The 7,423-nt window shown below is 43.9% G+C and carries 8 protein-coding genes; 1 reads left to right on the top strand and 7 read right to left on the bottom strand.

Annotation, left to right across the window (positions count from 1 at the left end; genetic code table 11):
- Nucleotides 1–422 precede the first annotated feature (422 nt).
- From ACFO6X_RS15690 to ACFO6X_RS15675, 4 genes are all read right to left on the bottom strand, one after another.
- Nucleotides 423–1,010 (bottom strand): BglII/BstYI family type II restriction endonuclease, encoded by a 588-nt coding sequence (locus ACFO6X_RS15690; protein WP_382434919.1) that lies wholly within the window; start codon nucleotides 1,008–1,010, stop codon nucleotides 423–425.
- Complete coding sequence (locus ACFO6X_RS15685) at nucleotides 1,007–1,957, bottom strand: DNA-methyltransferase (RefSeq protein WP_382434918.1); 951 nt, start codon at nucleotides 1,955–1,957, stop codon at nucleotides 1,007–1,009. Before ACFO6X_RS15685 ends, ACFO6X_RS15690 begins: the two co-directional genes overlap by 4 nt.
- 131 nt (nucleotides 1,958–2,088) lie before the next feature.
- The gene (locus tag ACFO6X_RS15680; protein ID WP_382434913.1) at nucleotides 2,089–2,592 is read right to left on the bottom strand and encodes a hypothetical protein; all 504 of its coding nucleotides are present in this window, start codon (nucleotides 2,590–2,592) and stop codon (nucleotides 2,089–2,091) included.
- Nucleotides 2,593–2,904: 312 nt separating this feature from the next.
- A complete protein-coding gene (locus ACFO6X_RS15675) occupies nucleotides 2,905–3,858 on the bottom strand; it encodes a DUF2971 domain-containing protein (protein WP_382434910.1) in 954 nt (317 codons plus the stop codon).
- 236 nt (nucleotides 3,859–4,094) lie between these two features.
- On the opposite strand from ACFO6X_RS15675, the gene ACFO6X_RS15670 reads away from it, so the two are divergent.
- Nucleotides 4,095–4,328 carry a hypothetical protein gene (locus tag ACFO6X_RS15670; protein WP_382434908.1) on the top strand — a complete coding sequence of 78 codons (234 nt, stop codon included), beginning with the start codon at nucleotides 4,095–4,097 and terminating at the stop codon, nucleotides 4,326–4,328.
- Nucleotides 4,329–4,641: 313 nt separating this feature from the next.
- Here the strand turns inward: ACFO6X_RS15670 and ACFO6X_RS15665 are convergent, their stop codons facing one another.
- The 3 genes from ACFO6X_RS15665 to ACFO6X_RS15655 form a co-directional block, all read right to left on the bottom strand.
- Nucleotides 4,642–5,925: a hypothetical protein gene (locus ACFO6X_RS15665; RefSeq protein WP_382434906.1), complete on the bottom strand. Its 1,284-nt coding sequence runs from the start codon at nucleotides 5,923–5,925 to the stop codon at nucleotides 4,642–4,644.
- Between the two features lie 66 nt (nucleotides 5,926–5,991).
- Nucleotides 5,992–6,426 carry a HEPN family nuclease gene (locus ACFO6X_RS15660; RefSeq protein ID WP_382434904.1) on the bottom strand — a complete coding sequence of 145 codons (435 nt, stop codon included), beginning with the start codon at nucleotides 6,424–6,426 and terminating at the stop codon, nucleotides 5,992–5,994.
- A gap of 217 nt (nucleotides 6,427–6,643) precedes the next feature.
- Nucleotides 6,644–7,249 (bottom strand): hypothetical protein, encoded by a 606-nt coding sequence (locus ACFO6X_RS15655; RefSeq protein WP_382434902.1) that lies wholly within the window; start codon nucleotides 7,247–7,249, stop codon nucleotides 6,644–6,646.
- Between the last annotated feature and the right edge of the window lie 174 nt (nucleotides 7,250–7,423).

The raw sequence follows: 7,423 nt of genomic DNA, 5'->3' as shown, positions 1-7,423 counted from the left end.
TTATTGTTGCCAGCACTTCCACCTAAATCCTTGACTTTTTGAATCAGCGCATCATGCATCGCGCGGATTTCATCGTCTGTTTTTCCCTGTAATGACATGAGGTCTCTTTTTGTAAGGTCTAACGAACCAAGGTAAGCGGCAACTGGAAGTTGTCCGCTTGAGCGCCGAGTTAGAACCTAAGCCCACACACCAGCCACCCAAAACCAGCAGCATAGCCGGAAAAATGAGCCTGCACCAGTGCCGCCATGAAACCAGGAACACCGGGCCAAAAAACCAAAGGCAAAGCCTACTTTGAAAACACCAGCGGTAACAAAAAACAGATTTTGACGAGCTTGGAATAGGCACTGCCGTGGGCCAATGCTAACGAAGTCAGCTAAGCCGCCCTACGGGTCGGCTTGAGCGAATTGTTATGCCTTTTAATTTCAAGCATCAATTCCAAGTATCAGTACAGGAACATCTATGTTTGAAGTACCCCTGTGTTCCAAATCCCAAGCGAACTGTTCAAAATACGAAACCCCCGTACTCATTTCATCAGCAAAGTTTTTCACAGGTACGATTTCTATGCCTGTATCGATTACACCCATTTTGCTAAATATGGTCATCTTGGCGCAGACATTGTAAACCATAAAAGCATACTTACCAAACTGAACCTCAATACCAAGTTTTGTATTGGGCTTTACGAAATCCATATCTCTAAACGGTTGACCTCTTGTATTTTTCGATTTTATGTAGTCTTCCGTATATTCTCCATAAGAGTAATCACACAACACCTTGTGATTTGACCAGCTACCGTTCTCGGTTTTAGCAAACTCACGTTTGAATGCCTTATTTAATTCCATTGGCGAGAATAGCATTTTTCCCATCATGGTTTTTTCTGTACTTTCTTTTGTCTTGTAGAGACTTGCGTCAATCGCACTTATTACAGATTGAATCTGTGCGAATTCTGCTGCGTACTTCTGCTGCACTGCCGACCTTCCGCCATTAAAGTCATATGTAGCTACGATTTTCAAAGCAATTTCTCCTGTTTTTTATTGAGCCACTGGGATGGTATTTGCGCGACTTTTTCTTTTCCAGTTGGTTTGTGAACTGGCTTTCCAAGAGGTCTTATTTTTAGCATGCCATCTTGAAATAAAGAAATTCTTTTCTTTGCAATAGAAATATATTGTGGGTCCCGGTCAATTACCATTCCGCGACGACCATTTTTTATGGCTGCAATCAAGCTTGAGCCAACGCCACCAAACGGATCGATAACCCAATCATTCTCATTTGTAAGAGCGAGGACGCACCGCTCAATTAGCTCAATTGGAAACTGACATGGATGCGAAGTTTTCTCAGGGTGATTGGATTTAACATTTGGAATTTCAATTATCCCGTTGTCCCACTCTTGAGTAATTATTTTCCAATAATCAGATGGGTTTTTACCAAGCGGATTGCCGCTTGGTTGCCCTTTTTTGTCACCCTTGTAGTGTAGCTTTCCAGGATATTTCGATGGAACTCGAACAGAGTCGAGATTAAAAGTGTAATCTTTCGATTTGGTGAACCACAACAGAACCTCATAGCGACCAGAAAATCTCTTGGTTGCGTGCAGCCCGTGGTCGAAGTGCCAAACAATTCTATTTCTTAGTTGAAGGCCAAGAGACTTGACGATTGGGTAGAAATAAATATCAAGCGGAAAAACCTCTCCATCATCAATGAAGTTACCAACTTGCCAAACGATGCTTCCGTCATCTGATACGACCCGTGCAAGCTCCTTCAGAATTTCTGATTGCCAGTCAAGATAATGTTGCAGCTCAATTTGTTTTTCGTACTCTTTCCCAATATTATATGGTGGTGAAGAAACGGCCAGTTTGAATGATGATTCAGGAAGTTTTCTTAATGCCTCCAATGCATCGCTTTCTGCAATGACAATATGCTCATTGGTGCTAAATACCTCGGAAATAGGGTGTTTTTCAATCATTCGATTTGTCTTTGTACCATGTTTTACCTATTTTACCATTCACTACTCTGGGTAGTAAAGCCAAGATTCGGGGTGTGAGGTATAACGTTTGAATTCACCGGCCGCCGGAGGCGGTCCGGTGGAATGATGGGTTAGGCGTCATTTATAACTTCGTCTTTCCACTCCTGAAGAATTTCACTAACCAATTCGATAGAGGCGTGGGACGGATTGCATAATTCCGTCAATATTCCAGAAAGCGGATAGTCTGTACCAACTGGGAACCCAACGGAATCAAAGGCCTCCTCTATTGCTTGCCGACGTCGATCTGTACCTCTATTGCTCCACTCGTTGTTGTGTTTCCAGTAGTTGGCTGCGTGGTTTATTATTTCCACTTTAGTCCTTCCGGCCGAATGAGCGGGACCCATTTTTAGCGCGTTGCTTTTTTCAACTCCTATGGCACCACAAGCGGTGGCGATATAGGTCTGGCCAGCCACCATAGCCAACCCAACAATGTGCTCCATGGTGTCGAAGAGCCCGTACGAGTCCCCATCACTAGCCTGCGCGCACATATCGCTAAGATCGGATAGCTGTATTTCCAGCATGTTGATCAGTTTCAACAATGCCTTCAATTCTGGCTCGACCCACAGATGACGCATTAGTTTGACGCCTAACGAACTAAGGTAAGCGGTAGCTGGAAGCTGTCCGCTTGAGCGACAAGTTAGCACCCAAGCCCACACACCGGCCACCTAAGGCCAGCAGCATAGCCAGAAAAATGAACCAACGCTAGTGCCAATACGAAACCAAAGAATACCGACTAGCAAGCTAGAAGTAAAACCTAATTTTTAATGCCAGCGACAGCAAAACCCGGATTTTGGTAGCCTTGGAATAAGCACCAGGGTGGGCGAAATGCTAACGTTTGAATTCATCGGCCTGCGCGACTTTTCGCGCAGGTCCGGTGGAATGATTAGTTAGCCACGATATGGCACATCTGATGAAATAACTGGTACATCGAAATACCCTTTGTTTGCTAGAAATGCTTTCACGCTGTCAATGGTGATCGACTGATTCGCCATCGGCCCAACTCTGACTTCAGCAATAGGCAACTGATTGGAACCATTGTGGGCTACAAAGCTCTCGTTATACAAATCAGAACTACAGATATATGGAACTATTCGCCCACCACTCACCCTGTGCTTTACGTCCTTGAAATGACTTAGATGACTTTCCGTAACTACCAGACGTATTTCCTGTTCTGCGGCAAATGCTTTGTTCTTGAAAATCATGAAATCAATTGCTAGATCGCTAGCAAGATGTCTTGCCCAGTCATCCTCATGAACTGAGCATCCACAGGCCAAGTCTTTTCGAAATTCCATTGAATGCTTAGCAATGCCTTGAAGCAACAGCTTACGTTTAATCTTATCGTCGTAAATTACTTTCTGCGGCACCATAATAGGCATTATCGTAAAGTGACTAGACTGAAGACGCGGCTTGTTCTCAAACACAATTGCGATCCCATCATGGCCGCTGGCGTAACCACGCCATTGTTCTAGGCTATCAAGCGAATTTGAAAACGAACAAACAAAGAAGGTTTTGGTGGGCTGCTTGCTCAGGAGGTCGGCAGCATCATGCAGGACTCTAGAAAACTTGGTGTGACGTGATCGAGAAGCAACTCTTGCAATTACCTCCTTCGCCATACGGCAGCCATTGAAATACTCTTCCGTGTCGTTCAAGAAACGGAAGTCAGAGAGCCAAAAGCCCCCAGACTCTACTATCCCAACAAGGCCATTTAGATTTGTATAGTGCACTAGCACAGGGCCATCGTAGGCAAACCAATCCCAATTTCCTCTGAATCGATACCTCGCATCGAACTTCGCGCGAAGAAAGCCATATGGGTTGTTCTCAATTGTGGGGTGCAGAGTCATTTGTAGCTAACGAACCAAGGTAAGCGGCGGCTGGAAGACGTCCGCTTGAGCGCCGAGTTAGAACCAACGCCCACACAGCAGCCACCCGAAGCCAGCAGCATAACCGGAAAATCGAACCTACACCAGCGCCACTACGAAACCAAAGAACACTGCCCGGCAAGCCAAAAACAAAACCTAATTTTGAATGCCAGCGACAGAAAAACTCGGATTTTGACAGCCTTGGAATAAGCACCAGCATGGGCGAAATGCTAACGAACCAAGGTAAGCGGCGGCTGGAAGCCGTCCGCTTGAGCGCCAAGTTAGAACCAACGCCCACACACCTGCTACCCAAAGCCAGCAGCATAACCGGAAAATTGAACCGAGACCAGTGCCAATACGAAACCAAACAATACTGCCCGGCAAGCCAAAAGCAGAATTTACTTTTGAATACTGACAACAACAAAGAGCAGATTTTGACGGCCTTAGAATAAGCACTAGCATGGGCGAAATGCTAACGAACCAAGGTAAGCGGCAGCTGGAGGCTGTCCGCTTGAGCGCCGAGTTAGAACCCAAGCCCACACACCAGCCACCCAAGGCCAGCAGCATAGCCGGAAAAACGAACCTAGACCAGCGCCTATACGAAACCAAAGAATACTGAATGATAAGCCAAAATTAAAAACTACTTTTGAACACCAGCGACAGAAAAACTCGGATTTTGACAGCCTTGGAATAAGCACCGGCGTGGGAAAAATGCTAACGAACTAAGGTAAGCGGCAGCTGGAAGCTGTCCGCTTGAGCGGCCAGTTAGATTTGCGCTTGATCCTCTGCACCTTGTTTATTGCGCAGATCAACCCCCTGAAGTTTCTTTAAATCTTCTGGCTTGAGTGATGAAAGAATTTCAATTATTGAATCGATCGCCGCCATTTCCTCGATGATTTCTGAATCACTTATATCCATAATTCCAACCTTGTGCACAACAATGTTTCTAAAGTCTTGCGCTTTATTTATTTGATGCGACACTTCCTTGCCTATGATTCCCTTTGCAGTCCATAGGTATTTGGATTGCATTCTTATATTTGTCTTGTTTGTGTCATACTTTCCATATATGTCTTGTTCATTTGATGACATTTCGCAAGCCATCTGTGTCAGGCTCGTTAGTTTGTTGTATTTTGCAATAAATTCAGCAGCACTCTTGCTTGCGGTGCCGCTAAAATTCTCCGCCAGTTCTTCACGATCAGCCTCCTCAATGTGCACGTCACCAATCGCGTCCAGTGCTGCTTGTATCTTCTCACAAATGTCGTCGCTAATTGCGGCCAAGTCATCATATTCTATTTTTGTTAAGCCCTTGCAGTGTGCAATCTTGCAGCGATAGTCGTATAACTTTTCCCATTTAGATTTTAGATATTCAGAGTCGCATTCCACTTTTCTGGCGAAGAATTTTTCCCAGTTGGTGAAAGGTTGATATTGCTTGATGTCTCCGACCTTGATCACATCCTCATCATTTCTTCCTTTTAAGGAGTCAATGAAGCGACTTGAGTCTGCTTTTGAATATTTTTTGAAAAGAAAATTTGATAGCTGAATAAAGTCAACCTCATGGAGGAAATTTGTCTTCTCCTTTTTACTATCTGACCGTACTGAATCAAGAACCTCTTTCGGTGTTGATGCATCGCTCCAGTCATATCCAATGCTGATTGCCATAAATTTGGCGATTAATTTCCGCATTAGATTTTCTGTTTTATATATTATTGGATAACCCATGTGGCAGTAGGACTCTCCAACTCCATCGTGCAACACAATAATATTTCTTCCGCTTATCTTGGAGCAGATGCGCCGAACTTCCTTGAGCATGTCTTTGAATGCTTCTTGGTCGGCAACATCTGTGCTTTCGATTGTTAAATCGTAATATATTGAAGAATCCGTTAGCGTTCCTTGTGCGAGTTTATAGGCGAAATCTCTTTCACCATAACTGAGCTTTTCTTTTTTTCCAAAAGAGATAGATGTATGCGCAGCAAGTAAGCTTTTAAACTTTTCAACGCTTGTGCAGATATCATCTTTGGAGTCAAATGTTATTAAATATTCGCTTTTCACTTAATTCTCCAAAAAATCTAACGAATTAATTGAGCGGCGGCGTAGCCGTCCGCCTCGAATACTTGGTTAGGCTTGAGCCTCAAGATGTGTTGCTAATTTGACGACCAAAGTCTTCATTTCTGTCAGAGAAAGTTTTGCATGAAACCCATTTTGATCGCGAAACGTAAAGCCGTGTACTTGTTCGTCTCGATGTATTGGCTTGACACGGAAATGTGCCACTGCGTTACGTAGACGACGGATTAATTGTTTAAGAGTCGGGTTGTGCTGGTGTCCGTCACTACACCGACCTACCTCCCTAATCGATGTAGGCTCCACTCCCCAATCTGCAAGCGATTCGAAATCTACATCTGGAAGCTGTGCTATGAAAGTTTCCTTTGGCAGTACCAATAAACCAAGAAGACAATTTACGAGAAGCGTTGCATCTAGCGAACCCTCGTATTCACTTATCAGTGAGAGCGTTCGTCGCATAAAGCTTTTCTCAAAATTCTCTTCGTATTCCACGTCGTGCTCCTGGATATCTAACGAACCAAGGTAAGCGGCAGCTGGAAGCTGTCCGCTTGAGCGCCGAGTTAGAACCTAAGCCCACACACCAGCTACCCAAAGCCAGCAGCATAGCCCGAAAAGCGAACCTGCACCAGCCCCAATGTGAACCAAAAGTGGATGCTTTATATATCTGTAAAGGCCAAAGATGACAGCTTACTACATCTCAAAATACGACCTAAACCTTCATTGGGGCATCTTTTTTTACGAATTCTCTCGCGGCATCTGCAGCTGAATACAGATTAGCAATTGTAGATTCTACATTGAAGCTTTCAGCAGGAACACTGTTATGCTTCTTGTGCAGTAATTCTAAATTTACCTTAGTAAGCTCGTGGTAGTAATTCATCATTCTTTGAAAATCAATTAATTTTTCAGGAATTGGATCATCTCTATATAATTCTGCTACGATTAACACTGCAGCAGCATAAAGCCTTAAATTTATAAAAGCACTCATTGCCTCTTTATCCATACGACCTAACTGTATAGATTGATTTAATGCAATAAGTTCTTTCATAAGAATGATGCTGATAATTAGCATTCCTCTTTCATTATTTTTTGCACTGTAAAGCATTCCACTAATTCCTACAAACAACTCTCTAGCGAAGGCTCTAGCCTGAATAACAGCAGATCGTCTTTCAAGTCGCTCCGCGCTTCCAGAAACCCAGATAGCAACACCCAAACCAAGCAATGCCCCAACAGCCTGCATCCAACCAGCCCACTCTGTCCTTGTCATACACATCGGCCACCAATCTATCCATAAAAAACAGTATTCCTCGGAAAGCATATTTATTTCTTTATATTATTAATTTCTAATTAATTCGCTATTAACTGCTAACGAACTAAGGTAAGCGGCAGCTGTAAGCTGTCCGCTTGAGCGATAGGTTAGATGTATCTCTAAAGTTTCAGCAACCGTCTGCATGCTTCCAAAGATGCTGCGGTCAAAGCCACCGCTACTGAG

It is taken from the genome of Giesbergeria sinuosa (assembly GCF_042652905.1).
Taxonomy (GTDB): domain Bacteria; phylum Pseudomonadota; class Gammaproteobacteria; order Burkholderiales; family Burkholderiaceae_C; genus Simplicispira; species Simplicispira sinuosa.
Note: the sequence above shows the minus strand (reverse complement) of the source record. Positions and strands in the feature narration are given on the sequence as shown.